Source organism: Alicyclobacillus sacchari (genome assembly GCF_004366795.1).
Classification (GTDB): domain Bacteria; phylum Bacillota; class Bacilli; order Alicyclobacillales; family Alicyclobacillaceae; genus Alicyclobacillus; species Alicyclobacillus sacchari.
In genome coordinates this window covers 223,182-240,471 of the sequence record NZ_SORF01000001.1, presented here as the reverse complement: position 1 = coordinate 240,471, position 17,290 = coordinate 223,182, and the positions used below count along the sequence as shown (strand labels likewise).

At 54.5% G+C, this 17,290-nt stretch carries 16 protein-coding genes; 8 read left to right on the top strand and 8 right to left on the bottom strand.

The annotated features are described in order from the left end of the window. Nucleotides 1–42: 42 nt before the first annotated feature. Nucleotides 43–819, top strand: coding sequence for a 3'(2'),5'-bisphosphate nucleotidase CysQ (locus C7445_RS01135; protein ID WP_243834866.1), 777 nt, complete (start codon nt 43–45; stop codon nt 817–819). A gap of 14 nt (nt 820–833) precedes the next feature. Here C7445_RS01135 and C7445_RS01130 read toward each other — a convergent pair whose 3' ends face one another. From C7445_RS01130 to C7445_RS01115, 4 genes are all read right to left on the bottom strand, one after another. Further along, nucleotides 834–1,601: a YdcF family protein gene (locus C7445_RS01130; RefSeq protein WP_134158198.1), complete on the bottom strand. Its 768-nt coding sequence runs from the start codon at nt 1,599–1,601 to the stop codon at nt 834–836. A gap of 37 nt (nt 1,602–1,638) precedes the next feature. Beyond that, nucleotides 1,639–2,067, bottom strand: coding sequence for a peptide-methionine (R)-S-oxide reductase MsrB (msrB, locus tag C7445_RS01125; RefSeq protein WP_134158197.1), 429 nt, complete (start codon nt 2,065–2,067; stop codon nt 1,639–1,641). 157 nt (nt 2,068–2,224) lie between these two features. Next, nucleotides 2,225–2,410 carry an H-type small acid-soluble spore protein gene (locus tag C7445_RS01120; RefSeq protein WP_134158196.1) on the bottom strand — a complete coding sequence of 62 codons (186 nt, stop codon included), beginning with the start codon at nt 2,408–2,410 and terminating at the stop codon, nt 2,225–2,227. Nucleotides 2,411–2,582: 172 nt separating this feature from the next. Beyond that, nucleotides 2,583–3,071, bottom strand: a complete 489-nt coding sequence (locus C7445_RS01115) for a DUF1641 domain-containing protein (protein ID WP_134158195.1) — start codon at nt 3,069–3,071, stop codon at nt 2,583–2,585. Nucleotides 3,072–3,292: 221 nt separating this feature from the next. On the opposite strand from C7445_RS01115, the gene C7445_RS01110 reads away from it, so the two are divergent. From C7445_RS01110 to gap, 6 genes are all read left to right on the top strand, one after another. After that, entirely contained in the window at nt 3,293–4,126 is an 834-nt protein-coding gene (locus C7445_RS01110) for an AraC family transcriptional regulator (RefSeq protein ID WP_134158399.1), read from the top strand. A 199-nt stretch (nt 4,127–4,325) separates the two neighbouring features. Further along, nucleotides 4,326–6,104: an ABC transporter ATP-binding protein gene (locus C7445_RS01105; protein ID WP_134158194.1), complete on the top strand. Its 1,779-nt coding sequence runs from the start codon at nt 4,326–4,328 to the stop codon at nt 6,102–6,104. Continuing rightward, entirely contained in the window at nt 6,101–7,939 is a 1,839-nt protein-coding gene (locus tag C7445_RS01100) for an ABC transporter ATP-binding protein (protein ID WP_134158193.1), read from the top strand. The genes C7445_RS01105 and C7445_RS01100 overlap by 4 nt, the downstream gene beginning before the upstream one ends. A 117-nt stretch (nt 7,940–8,056) precedes the next feature. Then, complete coding sequence (gene coaA / locus C7445_RS01095) at nt 8,057–9,019, top strand: type I pantothenate kinase (RefSeq protein ID WP_134158192.1); 963 nt, start codon at nt 8,057–8,059, stop codon at nt 9,017–9,019. A 142-nt stretch (nt 9,020–9,161) separates the two neighbouring features. Beyond that, entirely contained in the window at nt 9,162–10,202 is a 1,041-nt protein-coding gene (locus C7445_RS01090; protein WP_134158191.1) for a sugar-binding transcriptional regulator, read from the top strand. A gap of 14 nt (nt 10,203–10,216) precedes the next feature. Beyond that, on the top strand, nt 10,217–11,221 hold the full coding sequence (gene gap / locus C7445_RS01085) for a type I glyceraldehyde-3-phosphate dehydrogenase (protein ID WP_134158190.1): 1,005 nt from the start codon (nt 10,217–10,219) through the stop codon (nt 11,219–11,221). Nucleotides 11,222–11,325: 104 nt separating this feature from the next. Here the strand turns inward: gap and C7445_RS01080 are convergent, their stop codons facing one another. From C7445_RS01080 to C7445_RS01060, 4 genes are all read right to left on the bottom strand, one after another. Beyond that, nucleotides 11,326–11,676, bottom strand: a complete 351-nt coding sequence (locus tag C7445_RS01080) for an ArsR/SmtB family transcription factor (RefSeq protein ID WP_134158189.1) — start codon at nt 11,674–11,676, stop codon at nt 11,326–11,328. Nucleotides 11,677–11,735: 59 nt separating this feature from the next. After that, the gene (locus tag C7445_RS01075) at nt 11,736–13,124 is read right to left on the bottom strand and encodes an MFS transporter (protein ID WP_134158188.1); all 1,389 of its coding nucleotides are present in this window, start codon (nt 13,122–13,124) and stop codon (nt 11,736–11,738) included. 285 nt (nt 13,125–13,409) lie between these two features. Beyond that, a complete protein-coding gene (locus C7445_RS01070; protein ID WP_166668927.1) occupies nt 13,410–14,828 on the bottom strand; it encodes a hypothetical protein in 1,419 nt (472 codons plus the stop codon). Between the two features lie 159 nt (nt 14,829–14,987). Then, on the bottom strand, nt 14,988–16,247 hold the full coding sequence (locus C7445_RS01060) for an adenylosuccinate synthase (RefSeq protein WP_134158185.1): 1,260 nt from the start codon (nt 16,245–16,247) through the stop codon (nt 14,988–14,990). A gap of 113 nt (nt 16,248–16,360) precedes the next feature. Between C7445_RS01060 and C7445_RS01055 the strand changes: the two genes are divergently transcribed. Beyond that, entirely contained in the window at nt 16,361–17,272 is a 912-nt protein-coding gene (locus C7445_RS01055; protein WP_134158184.1) for a LysR family transcriptional regulator, read from the top strand. Nucleotides 17,273–17,290 lie beyond the last annotated feature (18 nt).

Sequence of the window (17,290 nt, the reverse complement as noted above, 5' to 3'; positions counted from 1 at the left end):
GAGTCCGTCAGGCTCAACTTGCCAAGGAAAGGTTTGTTCATCGTGATCGATACATCGCTGTTACAGGCCGTTGCACAGTTGGTGCGCGATGCGGGCGATATTGTTGAGGATATCGCGAAAAAGGGCTATGACACGCAATTCAAGGGGGCCTCGGATCCGGTCACCACGGCTGATCTCGCGTGTGATACGTTTTTGCGAGAGCGCTTGCTCACACTTTTGCCTGGATCCGGTTGGCTCTCGGAGGAGACGCGCGACGATCTATCAAGGCTGGATATGGAATATGTTTGGATTGTCGATCCCATCGACGGCACGCGCGAATTTGTCGAAGGCGTTCCGCAATATGCTGTCTCTGTTGCATTGGCTGAACGCGGCAAAGCGGTGCTTGGGGTCATTTGTAACCCGGCTTTGCGCGACCTGTTCGCCGGGTTGGCCGGCAGTGGAGCGTGGCTCAATGGCAATCCGATTCGATCTTCACGGGCGCGCGGTGAACGGTTGACGGTATTGGGTAGTCGCTCGGAGATCAAGCGGGGAGAATTTGTTCCATTCGAGCGAACGATGAGTGTCGAAGCCGTGGGATCCATCGCGTACAAGTTGGCCCTGATTGGGGCGGGCCACGCCGACGCCACGTTTAGCCTCGGGCCGAAAAACGAGTGGGACATCGCGGCGGGTGTCGCGATCGTAGAAGCAGCTGGCGGCCGGGTGACCGACAAGACGGGTAGGCCTTATGTGTTCAATCAGCGCCATACTTTGGTCAATGGCATTGTGGCTGCGACAGCTGAGGCGTATGCGGATGTGATGGAGCAGCTTCACGTCGAGTGACGGTTGTACCTCGTTCAGCCGCGCACACCAAGTTGTGTCGCGGCGATGCCGAGGTATTCGCGCACGGCAATGGTCGTATCGGAGAGCCCTGCGATGGATGGCAACCAGCCAAATGCGTCGTTGCTCGCCGCGCGATTGACCAAGTAGCCAACAGGATAGGGTGTGGCTGTTACACCAAATTTGTTGAAATCGAGTACGGCGCGCCGCATGTGGTACGCAGAAGTCATGATGAGGGGTGTTTGCGCGTGGTGCGCCCTCAGGATGATCGCAGAAAACGAGGCGTTTTCTTCTGTGTTGCGACTATTCGGCTCTTGCCAGATCATGTTGTTGGGCACGCCGAGGGCGGCGAGATCGCGAGCACCGATGGCGGCAAACGAATATGATCGGCCGCCTGACCTCGTATTGGGCCCGCCGGACAAGAGAATTGGGACGTGCAGTCGGCGGTACAACATGGCCGCTGCCAGCAGTCGGACAGACGAGTCCCCGTAGAGGTTGCCCAGACCAGTGACATCCGGCGTCCCCGTCGTAAAACCGCCGCCAAGCACGACGATGGCATCTGCGTGCGGGTGTTTGGGTTGGGGATACGCGGATTCGAGCGGTCGTAAAAGCAGATTGGCGAACCATTGGGTCGACACGATGGCGATGATCAGCGCGATCGCGATGTTTGTCCGCGCCAGCCATGCATATCGGCGCAGGCCGAAGAGCCCGGCGAGTACGAGGGCCAAAACGAACAGGCCGGGCGGGATCAACAAGCTTTCGGCGATTTTTACGGCGACAAACATCGTATGCCTCCTGAACCCCCGGTGTTGGGATTGTGTCTCAGTCGAACAGCTTCAGGTACTCGCCATAGCCTTCTTTTTCGAGATCCGCTTTCGGAATGAAACGCAGCGCGGCGGAGTTGATGCAGTAGCGCAAGCCGCCGGTCGCGCGCGGGCCGTCTTCAAAGACATGGCCAAGGTGGGAGTCAGCTTCCTGGCTACGCACCTCAGTCCGGATCATCCCGTGGCTGTAATCCGGTCGTTCGATCAGGACGTCGGATCGAATGGGTTTCGTAAAGCTGGGCCAGCCACAGCCAGCGTCGTACTTGTCGCGCGATGAGAACAACGGCTCGCCGGAGACAATATCGACATAAATACCTTCCTCGTGATGATTCCAGTACTCGTTGTGGAACGGCGGCTCTGTGGCGTTGTTCTGCGTCACCTGATACTGAAGTGGTGTCAGTCGCTGTTTTAGGTCGTCCTTATCCATATCGGAAATCATCCTCCCGCGATGGTGTGTCAAGTGGCCGGAGTACATCGTGATCATCCTTGCCTCTATTCAATGTAGCAAGGTTCTGCGTTGGAGTAAAAGATCCACGGCCGACTCAGCCGCCATCGTCGATTGGGGCTGAGCGTTTGTGTTTGCGTCAATGAGATGTTCCGACTTCTTGTAACTTTGAAACAGGCACTTCCGTGACGGCGCCATTCTCGTACCGAACCTCCGCGTACGGGCTCGATTCAAAGACGCGATTGATGTACACCGGTGTCCCTTCGTATTCGACCGGTATAAACTCCTTGGAAGCGATGATGTCTTTTGCGCGATGGACGTCCATCCATGCTCCTCCTATCCAGTTTCCTTTTGCTGACACACATGTAGCATGTCCCAGTTGGGTCGGCCTATGAGAATGTGTGATGGCAAAGAGGGGCTTGTGTCGCAAAGGGACAGTATGAAAAAACCACATCAAAAAACCACGCCAGGGTAGGCGTGGTTTGTTCGGATGATGCTTATTCGTGATGGGACGACTCTTTGCCGAGTTCGTCGAGCATGGCGGTAGCCAGGCGAATACCCTTTTGCACATTGGGATCTTTCAGCAACTTCAAGAGGCTGAAGACGCTGTACACCGTGGTATCGTGTTCTGCACGTTCCTTCGCGGCGTTGTAAGCGCGCAGCCCCTTCTTGGCGACATCGACTGCCGGGTGCGTAAACTTTTGGAACATGTTTGAGAACCCTTCGAGGGTATCCCCATCCGTGACAACGTCTTCTGCAGCTTGGTAGACACGTCCTAACAGATATACGATCTTCGAAAGACGGGGAAGGTTTTCAATCACGGTGGTCAAACTCGCGAGGGTCTCCTCATCCTTCGTCAGAGCCGTCATCACTTGTGCAATTTGTGGAAGCTTCTCAAGGATGGTGTTGAGGGATACTTGTACGGCGGGATCGAGTAGGACGTCAGAGACGTCGACGGTTTCGTGGGTTTGCGTTGCCTCACTCACTGAATGTGCCTCCTTGCCTTCGTTGCACCGATGGAACCGCGTGCGATCCTAGGATTGTCTGGGACGTTGCATTCCATTGCCCAGTATAGTGGACGCGCGCGACAATGTCTAATAGATGTTGCCTCGATATTGCCGTACATGCCCTTGCACCTGTATGATTCAGACTGTGTAGCAAAAAGAATTGTGTGATTTGTCGCAAATGGAGTGATGGTGCCGTGTTGATGGACAACGCATGCGTCCATTGCCAACCAGGGCTTGGGACGAAGGTGCGTGGTGCGGGCTTTGCCGAACACGAGGCGCCATATGTTCAAAGTATTCGCTCTGGACTCGACTCCTATTTATTCCGGTTGCAAACTGACGGCCAAGCGCGTGTCTTAATTGGCAATCGCCTGTTGGTTGTCGAGGCTGGCGATCTCGTCATGTTTGCGCCCGGGCAGGTGTACGAGTTGCGGATCGAAGCGAACGATACCGACCGGGCAACGACAAACGACGTGCTATCGACGGACCTATACTTGTTTTGCGAAGGTTCGTGGTTGGATCGATGGTGGCAAGGTCGTCCGCGAAGGACACACCTGCGGCTGGCTCTTCATGAGAACTGTGTTTATCTTTGGCGGCAACTGATTGAAGAACATCGGCGTCCGGGGCAGCCGGATATGGAGTTGTGCGACTATCTATTGCGGGCCCTGTGTCTCACCATTGATAAATATGGTTACGATCCCGCCGCAGCCTCACCCATTCCGTTGGCGGCAGAGCGCATTCGCTCGTATATTGAGAAACACGCACCGGAAGAGTTCAGTTTGCGCGATGTCGCCGAGGAAATTGGGCTTTCCGTCTCACGGGCGGTGCATGTATTTAAAGAGGCTTATGGGCAGACGATTGTACAATACCTTCAGGATGTACGGTTGCAAATGGCGTGTGATCGGATGCGGTTTAGCAATCTGAACTTGGAGCAAATTGCGGACCTCTGTGGATTTCATTCGTATTCCTACTTTTACCGCGTCTTTCGGGCCAAGTACGGCGTTTCCCCAAGTGAATTTCGACAACGGGCACAATGACCGCCATAGTCGCGGCGGTCTGACCTCGTCCCTCATATCCTCAAAATACCAGACGATAGGTCAAATCGGCTCAGTTTTGGTGCCAGCCAAATTCGTCATCAGATGACCAAATCGACAATATGCAGCCTCTCCCGTTTGTGGTTAAATGACATTCGTGTCGCACCAACTGGTGTCGGAAAGTGGGAGAGGAGAGACGTTTGTGGAAGGCGTGTACCGGCGTTTAAGCCGCTTTTACCGTCCTTATTTGCGTTTGCTGTATGTCAGTTTAGGCTTGCTGGTTTTAACGACAGCACTTCAACTCGCCTATCCGTACCTGCTGAAAATGATCGTCAATCGGGTCGTGATCGCACATCATTTTCAAGAGCTGCTGCCGCTGTCTGCTGCCATTTTGATAGCGTCGCTGATCAAAGGCGTTTTCAACTTCTCGCAAGCGTATTTGGCGCAGGTGTTTGGCAGCAAAACTGCGTTTGACTTGCGTAATGCACTGTACAAAAAACTGAATCATCAACCGTTTTCCTATTATGACAACGTTCATACAGGGGATTTGATGTCCCGGATGACGGCAGACTTGGACGCGTTTCGCATGTTCTTTGCATTCGGCATCAACAATCTGATGAGCCTGGGGCTTACGGTTGTATTGGGCATTAGCATGATGCTGACGATGAACTGGGTGCTGGCGCTAGTTCTCACAGCGCTCATGCCGATTTTGGCTGTGACCGCCATCCGTTTCGATCGGCAGTTGCATCCGGTGTTTCAGACTGTGCGGCGTACGCTTGGTAGCCTGAATTCAGGCGTTCAGGAAAATCTCATGGGTATGCGCACGGTGAAATCGTTTGCAAAAGAGTCGTTTGAGATTGACAAATTTAACGAGCGCAACGATGCCTACTACGGTGCGAACATGCAGGCGACGAAACTATGGCGCAAGTTCTTTCCGTTCATCGAACTTGTCGGCAACATCGGCGTCGTCCTTATCCTGCTAGTCGGCGGCTGGCTCGTCATGTCCTCCCATATGAACCTAGGTGATCTGATCGCATTTTTGTCTGTGGTCTGGTACATGATTTGGCCGATGTCGCAGCTGGGGTTCTTCCTCAATAACTGGACGCAAGCGACGGCCGCGGGCGAGCGTTTGCTCGAGATTCTCGAGTATCCAGATGACCTGGATGCCTCGCAAGAACAGATCGCCAGACCCATGCAAGGAAAGGTGGAGTTTTGCCAGGTTGGGGTCAAGATGGGCGAGAAGTGGGTGCTCTCGGATATCAACTTCACTGCGGAGCCGGGGCAGACCATCGCGTTGCTTGGCTTGACGGGTGCTGGCAAAACGACCTTGACGTCGCTCATTGCGCGGTTTCGCGATGTGACGGAGGGACAGATACGGATCGACGGGATCGATATTCGATCTTGGAACCGTCACGCTTTGCGGTCACAGGTCGGTGTCGTTTTCCAGGAACCTTTTCTCTTTTCGACGACCATCTTTGCCAACATTGCGTACGGTCGTCCCCAGGCGAGCGTCGAAGATGTGCGACGGGCCGCGGCGATGGCTGACGCGGCGGAGTTTATCGACGAACTTCCGGAGGGTTACATGACTTTGGTCGGTGAACGCGGAATGGGGCTTTCTGGCGGACAAAAGCAACGTGTAGCGTTGGCGCGGGCAATCTTGCTCAATCCAAGTATTCTGGTTCTCGACGATGCGACGAGCGCTGTCGATATGGAGACAGAATACGAAATTCAGCAGGCTTTGCAAAAGGTCATGGCGGGACGGACGACGTTTATCATCGCGCACCGGATATCGTCACTCAAACGCGCGGATCAAATTCTTGTGCTCGACGACGGGCGGATCGTCGAACGCGGCACACATGAGGAATTGCTCGCAAGCAATGGTTTGTATCGCCATATCTTCGATATGCAGTTTCAGGATTTCGCGTCGATGAACGACGGCAGGGAAGCGGTACAGACGGGAACGGAGGGGCACATCGGATGAGTGTGAACGCAAAGGAACAAGGGCGATCCGAAGCGTCCAATCGCGAAGAGTTGCTGCGTGCACCCTTCATTTATCGCGATGACGAGGCTTTGGAAAAGAGCTTTCAATTTACCCTGATGAAGCGGCTCGCATCGTACATGCGACCTTATCCTGGACTGATGGCGGCAGCGTTTTGCGCAACACTCGGAAACCTGGCGGTCACACTCATAGCACCCTACCTGGTTGGTCGCACCATTGATACGGCCATTGCACACCACCGCCTGCATGCGCTGATGGCCTACGGCGGGGTTCTGATTGGGCTCTACTTGCTAAACTTCGCAGCCTCGTCGTTTCGCATTTATCTGACCAATCAGCTTGGTCAGCGCGTCATTCAAGGGTTGCGCAGACAATTGTTCATTCACGTACAGGGATTGTCGAGTGATTTCTTCGATGCACGACCAGCGGGTTCGATTTTGGTTCGGATTTTGAACGATGTCAATTCACTGCAAGATCTGTTCACAAATGGCGTCATCAATTCCATTACCAATCTGTTTACACTGATTGGAATTATTGCGATTATGTTCTCTCTAAACTGGCAGTTGTCGATTGTGACATTGGTTGTCGTTCCATTCATGTTTATGTTGTCGCTGCGGTTGACAATCCAGATCCGCCGCGCGTGGCAACAGGTGCGTCTTCGCTTGAGTCGAATCAATGCGCACCTCGCGGAAGGCATTCAAGGCATGCGCGTCACTGAATCGTACGTGCGCCAAGATGAGAATCAAGAGTTTTTTGAAAAGATGAACCGCGACTACATGGCGACGTTTTTGCGGGCTCAGCGTTGGTCCATCCCGTTCGGGCCGCTGGTGGACTTGACGGGTGCCCTCGGCAGCGCCTTGCTTTTCTGGTACGGTGTGCATTTGTTACACAATGGCATCGTTACCGTCGGGTTGCTCGTTTCGTTTGCAAACTACTTGGGGAATTTCTGGACGCCAATTGGACAGCTCGGCCAAGTGTACAATCAAATTCTCGTCGCCATGGCATCTTCCGAGCGCATCTTTCAGTATCTCGACACCAAAGCGAATGTTGTCGATTGCGATGATGCCATCGCATTGCCGCCCCTGAAAGGGAGGGTTGAGTTTCGTTCGGTTGGCTTTTCGTACGAGGAAGGCCGGCGGGCGTTGAGCGATGTGTCCTTTGAGGCACTGCCGGGACAAACGGTGGCGTTGGTCGGTCATACGGGCGCAGGGAAAAGTACGGTCATCAATTTGTTGGCTCGCTTTTACGATCCGACGGAAGGCTCCATTCTCGTCGATGGCAAAGACATTACACAGGTTTCTCTCGACAGTCTGCGTAGTCAGATTGGCATTGTGCTGCAAGATACCTTCATCTTTTCGGGAACCATAATGGACAATATTCGCTATGGCAATCCAGCTGCTTCCGATGAAGAGGTGAAGGCGGCTGCGCAGGCCGTCTACGCGCACGAGTTTATCGAAAGCTTACCAGAAGGATATTACACAGAGGTGCGCGAACGGGGCAGCCGCCTATCCCAGGGACAGCGTCAACTCATTTCATTTGCACGGGCCATTCTTGCCGATCCGCGCATCTTAATCCTTGATGAGGCGACAGCGAGTATTGACACATATACCGAACATCTGATTCAAAAGGGACTCAGTGTTCTGCTGGAGGGGCGGACGGCGTTTGTTGTCGCACACCGGCTATCGACGATTCGCGACGCTCATCAAATTCTGGTATTTGACGGGGGGCGAATTGTCGAACGGGGGACGCATGCACAACTCATGGCGCAGGGAGGCTATTACTACGATTTGGTAGCTGCGCAGTACCGTTTTCTTGCCTAAGGACGAAGAAGGGACAGCGTCTCTCTTCTGTTTACCGGTCGAACCATGTATACTTTGCACTGGCCCGGCTTCATGGCCGGGCTTAAACATTGTAAGCGGTACTATCGGAGGCGAATCATGGGACAAGAACAGGTCTCCAACGCGAATCGCTTTAGTCCTTTTATATCGTTCTCACGCAAGGAGTGGCGACAACTGCGCGCGTCCACGCCGCTTTTATTACAGGAAGAAGACTTAGCGCGGTTGCACGGGATCAACGAGCGAGTGTCGCTGGACGAAGTGGAGGACGTTTATCTTCCTTTATCCAGACTGCTCAACCTGTACGTGGGCGCGACGCAAAACCTATACGAAGCGACCCACGAGTTCCTCGGTCACACTGGCACCAAAGTTCCCTATATCATCGGGATCGCAGGTAGTGTCGCCGTCGGCAAAAGTACGACGGCACGCATTATCCAAGCCCTCTTATCGCGCTGGCCCAATCATCCGAAGGTCGATCTCGTCACAACAGATGGGTTTTTGTTCCCAAATGCCGAGTTGGAGCGCCGTGGAATCATGCATCGTAAAGGGTTTCCGGAGAGTTACGACACGCGGCGGCTCATTCAATTTTTGGCCGACGTCAAGTCAGGAAAGCCGATCGTCGAAGCACCGGTGTATTCCCATCTCGCGTATGATATTGTCTCGTCCGAGAAAATCGTCGTGCGACAGCCTGATATCGTCATTTTAGAGGGACTCAATGTCCTGCAGACAACGGTCGGTCACGTGCCCCGACGCATGAACATATTTGTGTCCGACTTCTTCGATTTCTCCATCTACGTCGACGCTCCGGAGCGGTTAATTCGCCAATGGTACATCACGCGTTTCTTCACATTGCGACAAACCGCGTTTCGCAATCCTGAGTCCTATTTCCATCGCTACGCATCGCTGACCGATGCGGAAGCCGAGGCGACGGCGTCGCGTATTTGGGAAGATATTAATGCAAAAAATCTCCGGGAAAACATATTGCCCACCAAGCCGCGCGCGCAGTTGATTTTACATAAAGGAGAGGGACATCGGGTACAAGAGGTGCAGTTGCGCAAGATATAAACGCGATTTGGTAGGCATTGCGCAACCCTGGTAAAGACGCTACACTACAAGTGATGGGACGATATTTGGATCGCGGGGACGTAAGGTGTCCCAGCGACGTACCGACCCGTGGACCATGGGCGGCATGTTGAGGAGAAGCGCTATGGAGACGACGGATTGGGCGGCGGTGCAGCGGATCGTTCCAGAACTGATGGATGTGTTGCAGAATCGGTTGCGCATTTTACAGCGGGTGAACGCCCTTGCACCCATTGGCCGTAGGGCTTTGGCACAGGCGATGGGGCAGTCAGAGCGAACTTTGCGCTCCGAGTTGGACGCGCTCAAGCAACAAGGACTGCTTCTTACGTCGGCATCGGGTGTCACCCTGTCGACTGAAGGCGCGACTCTATTGAGTCAGCTGGAGCCCGTCGCGGCCGCGCTCGCAGGCCGGTCAGACTTGGCTTGGCGCTTGTCACAGGCTTTGGCTGTCAACAGCGTGATCGTCGTCGAGGGCGACAGTGATTCTGAGCCGTGGGTGACGGATCGCATAGGCGCCAGTGCGGGTGAACTGCTCATCGACGCCATTCGCGATGGCGACGTGATCGCCGTCACGGGTGGTACGACGGTCGCAGCCTTGGCGAAATGGGCGCCGGTTCGTTCCGGGCTGCGCGATATTCAAGTCGTCCCGGCGCGCGGCACGGTGGGTGAAACGGTAGCCTACCAGGCAAACACCATCGCGGCCGAACTCGCGGAAAAAGTCGGTGGGCGCTCGGTGATGCTGCACATCCCGGACAGTTTGTCGCAAAAGGCGTTGGAACAACTGCTGGAGGATCCATATATCCAGCAGCGGCTGCCTGTTATCCGATCAGCCACGGTCGTGGTTCATGGCATCGGTGACGCATTGGCGATGGCGCGCAGGCGGCACGCCAGCGAATCGGAATTGGCATTGCTTGCCGAGCGGGCGGCCATGGCCGAAGCTTTCGGACATTATTTCAACGCTTGCGGTGACGTGGTGTACGCCATGCAAACCATTGGCTTGCGCCTGAACGATGTCGAGCGCGCGCGAGTGGTGATGGCTGTCGCAGGGGGCGCGAGTAAAGCCCAGGCCATCGCTGCCGTTGCGCAGGCGTACCGGATCGACGTCTTGGTGACGGACGAAGGCGCTGCACGCAGACTGCTGCAAATGAAATCCGAATCAGACATGTGAGGAGAGAATCGAACATGGCAGTGAAAGTGGGTATTAACGGCTTCGGCCGCATTGGGCGCAATGTGTTTCGCGCAGCACTCAACAATCCGAACATTGAAATTGTGGCTGTCAATGACCTTACAGACGCACAGACGTTGGCAGCGCTGTTGAAGTACGATTCTGTACATGGCGTGTTGGCGGAAGACGTTCAGGCCGAAGGTAACAATCTCGTCGTCGCGGGCAAGACGGTCAAAGTGTTCGCAGAACGCGATCCGGGTGCGATTAAGTGGGCAGATGCGGGCGTTGACATCGTGATCGAATCGACCGGTATCTTTACAGATAAGAATAAGGCCCAAGTGCATATTACCCAAGGCGGCGCGAAGAAGGTCATCATTTCGGCTCCGGCGAAGAACGAAGATGTCACCATCGTCATGGGTGTGAACCACGAGGTGTACGATCCGGCGAATCATCACGTCATCTCCAATGCTTCCTGTACGACAAACTGCTTGGCGCCGGTGGCGAAGGTGATCGACGACACGTTTGGCATTGTCAAGGGCTTGATGACGACGGTTCACTCGTACACGAACGACCAACGCATTCTCGATCTGCCGCACAGTGACATGCGCCGCGCTCGTGCCGCTGCACTGAACATCATCCCGACCTCGACCGGTGCAGCCAAGGCTGTGGGTCTGGTGTTGCCGCACCTAAAGGGCCGTTTGAACGGCATGGCCATGCGCGTGCCGACACCGAACGTATCGATTGTCGACTTGACCGCGCAGACGAAGAAGACGGCGACGATTGAAGAGGTCAACGGTGCGCTGAAGGCTGCCGCTGAAGGTCCGTTGAAGGGCATTCTAGCTTACAACGAGCTTCCTCTCGTCTCCCACGATTACAACGGCGATGCCCATTCTTCGACCGTCGATGGCCTTTCGACGATGATCATCGACGACATGGTAAAGGTTGTCGCATGGTATGACAACGAGTGGGGTTATTCAAACCGCGTGGTCGATCTCGCTTCTTACATCGCGTCGAAGATGTAAGTCAATTTGAATTAAACACAGTCGGATTCGTCGATAACGATGGAACCGACACATCGAGAAAGGGCCTTGGCGATTCGTCTCGCCAAGGCCCTTGATATAAGGACTTATGTCGCTTCGGCTTTGCTTTGCCCGCCTACCTCGTCTGCCGACTTTGCGCTGTCTGCCAGACGCGTCAGCGTGTGACCCAGTCGTCTGAGCTTCGCATCGTTAATGCGGTAATACAACCATCGCTGGTCATCCGCGTCACGGCGGACGCGAATCAAATCATAATCGCGCAGCATTTTGATGTGGTGTGACAGGGTGTTCTGGCGTATACCTAAGGTGGCACTTAGTTCTGCTGCACAGCGCTCTCCGTTCGCCAACTCCTGCACGATTCGCAGTCTCTGCCGTTCACATAAAACTGCCAGCCCTTCCCAAGCCGTGCCTTGTAACGTATCCTTCGCCGTCGAATTCAACGTACAATCCCTCCATCATAATCCGATGCCGCATGTCTCTCCCAAAGGTAACCGCGTTGTTAGCTCACGCTGTGCCGCGGCGACGCTGAGGCTGCTGACGGTTGCATTTCCTCGTTGTCTTCGAGCGAACGCTGTTTCATCTCCGGGACGGCAGCCAAAGTCAATATGGCGCCTAAGAGTGCAACGCCCGCCAACATGCCCATCGTGACATTGAGCCCTGAGGCCTTGAGAATGCCAGGCAGGATGAACGCGCCGAGAAATGCTCCAATCTTGCCGCCTGCTGCCGACATTCCGTGCGCAGTTCCGCGCAGGTTAGTTGGAAACACCTCCGACGGAACCAGGAACGTCGTGGTGTTGGGCCCAAATTCGATGAAAAAGTAACTGATGGCGTAGACAATCAGAAACACAAGCGGCAATTTTGCAATGGACGGTACGAGAAAAATGGCTGCATACGCACAGGCCATGACAACAAAGCCAACGCTTTGTATCGTTTTGCGTCCAATTTTGTCCATCAAGCCCGCTGCCACGAAATAACCAGGAACCGCGGCGACGAGGAAGATGGCCGTTGCCACCAGCGTTGTTGTCACCAGTGCTGCGTGCGGGAGCAAAGCCTTTAAAATGAGTTGTGATGAGACGCTGTTGCCGTAAAACGCGACATCGATTAAAAACCAACTACCTGCCGTACCAATCAGTCGAACCACATGTTTGCGGCTCCACATGCTTTGCTTCGCAACCTTCCCATTCCACGATCCGCCGCCGACGCGTTGGCCGGTGAGGTGCGAAGCGACACTTGCGGCCTGGTTTGCATCCTGTTTGACGGCAAGCAGATAGCGCGGCGTCTCAGGCATCTTTCGGCGCAAGTAGATGACGGACGCGGCAGGGATTGCACCTAGGCCGAGCATCAGGCGCCAGGCAATGGCATGCGGAATGCCGATGGACAGCAACAGTGAAGCGACCAAGGGACCAGCCAGAAGGCCAAGTCCCTGCATTGCAAACACCATCGTCACCAAAAAGCCGCGGTTTTTGCGATTCGCATACTCGGTCATAATCACGGAACTGGTTGGATAGTCGCCGCCCACGCCCAGGCCGACAATAAATCGAAAGATGACGAGCCAGATGAAGGATGGCGCACATGCGGATAAAATGGCGCCCACGGCGAGCATAGCCACTTCGATTCCGTACATCGCCTTGCGGCCAAGCAAATCCATCAGCTTTCCGAAAAACAAGGCACCAAGCGCCGCTGCTGCCAATGAGGTGCTGTTGAGTATCGACAACTGGGTCGTGGTCAGGTGCCACATCGGTGTCAAAATCGCAGTCACCGTACCGATGATAAAGAGATCGTACGCATCTGTGAAAAAGCCCATTCCTGCCGTCAAAATGGTTTTCCAATGAAATGAATTGAGCTTACTTTCGTCAAAAGCCTCTAGAACGCTGGAATTGACGGACACGTTGGTCGCTCCTTTGCCTATAAGTGAGTCTGCGCTGTCAGCGTTTCAATGAGCACTGATACAGTTTGCACCATTTCAATTGTGATCGATGTATTCCGAGGTGAATGTTACGCCTCAATTGTGAAGATGACATATGCGGATTGTGAAGACTTTGTAAATGTGAACGCAAGAAATGGATGGTAGATAATAATGTTGGGTTTTATGGGGATCAGTGTGTGTTTCCGGATACAGGGTGGGGCCGAGACGTTTGACTCGGCCCCTAATGCGGATCGAAGAGAGTCGGGGTCACGCCCATTCCGCACGCAGAATGGGCAACAGCGGGTTGGACGGACCTATCTCCTGGACATCTTGAATGGTGACACCGAAGAGGGATGGTTGTGTGACATATGCGACTTGGCCGTTCGTAAAATCGATCCATGCGCTTTCAAAGGCATATAAGCCAAACTGGTAGTCAAAGCGAAATCCACAGTCGGCCACCGTCTTATTTTGATACACCAGCTTGTGTGACGACGTCAGCCACAGGTACGCCGAGGATGGATCCGGTGATTGTGCGTTCTTAAGCGGAGTTGCCGCTGGCAGAATACTTGCCAGTCCTCCATTTGTTTTCCACTTAATATTGTAGTTTCCTGGAGACGCATTCAATGCTTCATACTTGATGCGGTTGGGTGCCAAAAACTGGAGTGAACCTTGAAATCCCGCGGGAATGGTTATATTCAGCGATGCGCCATTTGTTTTCGCCCTGACAGCAGCTTGCAGCTGTTTCGTAAAGCTGGCATTAAACGACGGAACTGTTTCTCCGAACGCCGACTGAAATGCTTGATCAGGATTTTCGTGTGTTAGGTTGTTGGCCAGCTTTGCTATCGAAGAAATGCCGAACTTGGAGATGAGATCGCAGACAGCGAGCCAGTCTTGAAGCTCGTAGTCGTACGTCTCCGAGCCCGACAAAATGGCGGCTTCATCGTTTGTCAAAGGTACAAGTGATCCTGATTGAACAACGTCAAGGATATCCTCGGCATATTCGCGTTCATCGCCTTCGAATTCTGCCTGCGGTTCGATCGCCTTTTGGCCATTGAATCCCATATAGACAGCCATGCCTTCATTCATCCAACTTGGCAGGGACGCAATGTTCTGATTGATGGTGACGTGAGTCAGTTCGTGTGTCAATGTATTGGCGAGATCGTCATCACTTGTATTCTGAAATAACGGTATAATGACCGTGCTGCGCAAGGTAAACCCGTTCGAATCCTGGGACAGATTGTTGGCATCACCATCGGAAACGCCAATTTGTTTCAACAATTTTGCGTAGGAGGACGCGTTGTTGACGAGATACACCGTCGCCGGTTTATGCATCCGCAGGCCGAGAAAGTTGCTGATGCGGCTGACGGCGTGCACGCGACTGAGAATGGCCTCTGCGCGTTGGATGTCCGCGTTCGTGACGCCGCTACCGAAAGCCTCGAACCGCACCATGCTGGAGTCAGCAGGTACAGGTGAATACGCGTAGGAAACGCGTGAGGAATCTGCCGTTTGGGCCGAAGCGTTTGGGTTGCGATCCGCCAAATTGGCCGCACCTATACTCCCTGGGCGGTTATGGATGAGGGATGCCGAAAATGTTGGGGAAGTTGACCGGGAACCAAAGGCGATGCCGGCGAGGGCAATGCCGGCCGCAAGAGCAGGCCAAAGCGCCCTGTGAATACGCTTTCTCATGTTGTCCAACCCTCTCGTTATGTGAGCAGATCTATTAAATATATAGCCTGAGTTTCGAGGGATTTGCAAGAGAATTTCGGAGGAGTTGCCATTTCGGTGGGAATGAAGTGAGGCCAGCCCAGAAGGCTGGCCCGACGTTCGGATTCACAACGCAATTCGTCAGCTTCGTACGATGGTCTGCGCCCTTTCTGGGCCGACGCTGATATAGCGGATCGGGATGCCTACCCATGCCTCAATCTGCTCCACAAATGCACGGGCATTCGCAGGAAGCTCGTCAAACTGGCGACAGGTCGATAAATCTTCATGCCAGCCCGGTAGAGACTCGTAGATCGGCACGACTTGTTCCATCTCATAAGCAGGCAGCGGCCATTCATAGCGCGATCCGCCCTTGTCATAGGCGATGCCGACGCGAACCTCATCGAGCCCCGAGAGGACGTCGAGTTTCATCAAGGCCAGTTCGGTATAGCCATTCACCCATGCGCCATATCGGAGCGACGGGATGTCGAGCCAACCGCAGGCGCGTGGTCGGCCAGTCGTGGCCCCGTATTCGTGTCCCTTTTCCTGCAAATATCGGCCATAGTCGTCGTCCAACCGAGTTGGGAATGGTCCTTCGCCGACAGCGGTGGTGTACGCCTTGGAAATCCCAGTAATTCTGCGAATCGCGCTGGGCGGTACACCGGCGCCTGCGCCAATGCCACCGGCGATAGGATTGGATGAGGTGACAAACGGGTAGACTCCCCAGTCGAGATCGCGCATAATACCAAGCTGTCCTTCAAACACGACATGTTTGTCTTGTTGATACGCTTCGTACAAGAGCGGTGTCGTATCGGCGATAAAGGGCACCAATTTATCACGCGCTTCCATCAAAGTCGACCACACATCATCCCATGTCCCATAGTTCGCCAATGCCGGAATGCGCGTCAACTTTGCTTGAAAGGCAGCCTGCAAGCGTTCGCGAAGGCGCTCTACGTCGCGAAGTTCGCCCACCTGAAGGCCAAAGCGACCGACTTTGTCCTGGTATGCAGGACCGATACCTTGCAGTGTCGTACCGACTTTCTTGGAGCGCTGTTCTTCTTCCCACCTGTCTTGCCAAAGATGGTAAGACAGAACCATGTGCGCCCGTTCCGAGATCAAGAAACGGCTGGTGTCGATGCCTGCATCCTGTAACGTCGTCAGTTCCTGCACCAATTGACCGGGGTGGAGAACGACGCCTGCCCCCAGTACCGAGATCGTATGCTTGTGAAAAATGCCTGAGGGCACCAAATGCAATGCGAATTTTCCGTGCTCATTGACAATGGTATGGCCGGCATTGCCGCCGCCTTGATAGCGGACGACGATATCTGCAGACTCGGCTAAATAGTCGACCATTTTGCCCTTGCCTTCGTCGCCATATTGCGCTCCAATCACCGCGTGGAACATCGGATGACCTCCTCGAATCGCTTTCACACGCTTCAGTGTACGTCTCTTTCTGTTATGTGTAAAATGAATGATATGTATCATTTTGATACAACTGATGTATAGGTGATGAAAAGGTGGATGTCTTGTATCGAACGTTGCTTGCCGTGGTCGAGCACCAGACGCTGTCCGCGGCGGCGCGCGTGTTACACACTACACAGCCGACGGTCACTCGCCAGTTGCAGCAGTTGGAACGTCAACTCGGGGCACCGTTGTTCGATCGCGCAGGCAAACGCATGACACTGACTGGCGCGGGTGAGCGTGTGTACGCGTTTGCCTGTGAGCTGCAGGCGCTTGAAGTGCGTTTGCGCGAAGAACTGCGCGAGTTTGCGGATCCAAGCGCGGGGCTGATCCGAATCGGCGCAGGGCTCTCCCCCACACTGTATAGACTGCCATCGATTCTCGCGCAATACGCAGGGCAACATCCGCGCGTGCGCTTTCAGGTTATCACTGGATCGTCCAAATTGACGATGGAGCGGCTACAAGCACGCACGGTCGATGCCGCCATTGTGACGACGCCGCCCGCAGCGAGCGACGACTTGTGGATGACGCCGCTTTGGTGCGATGCTTTGGTCGTCGTTGCCCCTGCCGGCCATCCGCTCATCGGACGCGCCTGTATGCTGACCGATCTCGCTCAACAACCGATGGTGGTGATGCATCCGGACTCCGGTTTGCGACAGTTGGTGCACGATACGTTTGCACGCATGGGTGTCGCCGATCCAGTTTTACCTCTGATGGAGACTGACAGTCTGGAAGCGATGAGTCGATTTGTCCAGGCAGGGATGGGTCTTGCTATCGTTCCCTGGCCGGCGGTTGCGGACGACGTACACGCCGGGAGGCTGTGCACGGTCGAGTTGACCGATGTCGATCTCGGTGCCCGCACAGTCACGCTCGTCGTGCGCCAACAGACGACGATGCCGCAAGCGGTACAGGCGTTTGTCACTTGGCTCGCGGCGCAGTCGGAGGCACCTCATTGCGATTTGCGGTAAGATGGGGAGTGGGTGATG

What these genes read in the sequence shown, in the direction of transcription:
- C7445_RS01130 (WP_134158198.1), bottom strand. Translation starts at nt 1,601, where the DNA reads ATGTTTGTCGCCGTAAAAATCGCCGAAAGCTTGTTGATCCCGCCCGGC.
- msrB (WP_134158197.1), bottom strand. Translation starts at nt 2,067, where the DNA reads ATGGATAAGGACGACCTAAAACAGCGACTGACACCACTTCAGTATCAG.
- C7445_RS01120 (WP_134158196.1), bottom strand. Translation starts at nt 2,410, where the DNA reads ATGGACGTCCATCGCGCAAAAGACATCATCGCTTCCAAGGAGTTTATA.
- C7445_RS01110 (WP_134158399.1), top strand. Translation starts at nt 3,293, where the DNA reads ATGGACAACGCATGCGTCCATTGCCAACCAGGGCTTGGGACGAAGGTG.
- C7445_RS01100 (WP_134158193.1), top strand. Translation starts at nt 6,101, where the DNA reads ATGAGTGTGAACGCAAAGGAACAAGGGCGATCCGAAGCGTCCAATCGC.
- coaA (WP_134158192.1), top strand. Translation starts at nt 8,057, where the DNA reads ATGGGACAAGAACAGGTCTCCAACGCGAATCGCTTTAGTCCTTTTATA.
- C7445_RS01090 (WP_134158191.1), top strand. Translation starts at nt 9,162, where the DNA reads ATGGAGACGACGGATTGGGCGGCGGTGCAGCGGATCGTTCCAGAACTG.
- gap (WP_134158190.1), top strand. Translation starts at nt 10,217, where the DNA reads ATGGCAGTGAAAGTGGGTATTAACGGCTTCGGCCGCATTGGGCGCAAT.
- C7445_RS01070 (WP_166668927.1), bottom strand. Translation starts at nt 14,828, where the DNA reads ATGAGAAAGCGTATTCACAGGGCGCTTTGGCCTGCTCTTGCGGCCGGC.
- C7445_RS01060 (WP_134158185.1), bottom strand. Translation starts at nt 16,247, where the DNA reads ATGTTCCACGCGGTGATTGGAGCGCAATATGGCGACGAAGGCAAGGGC.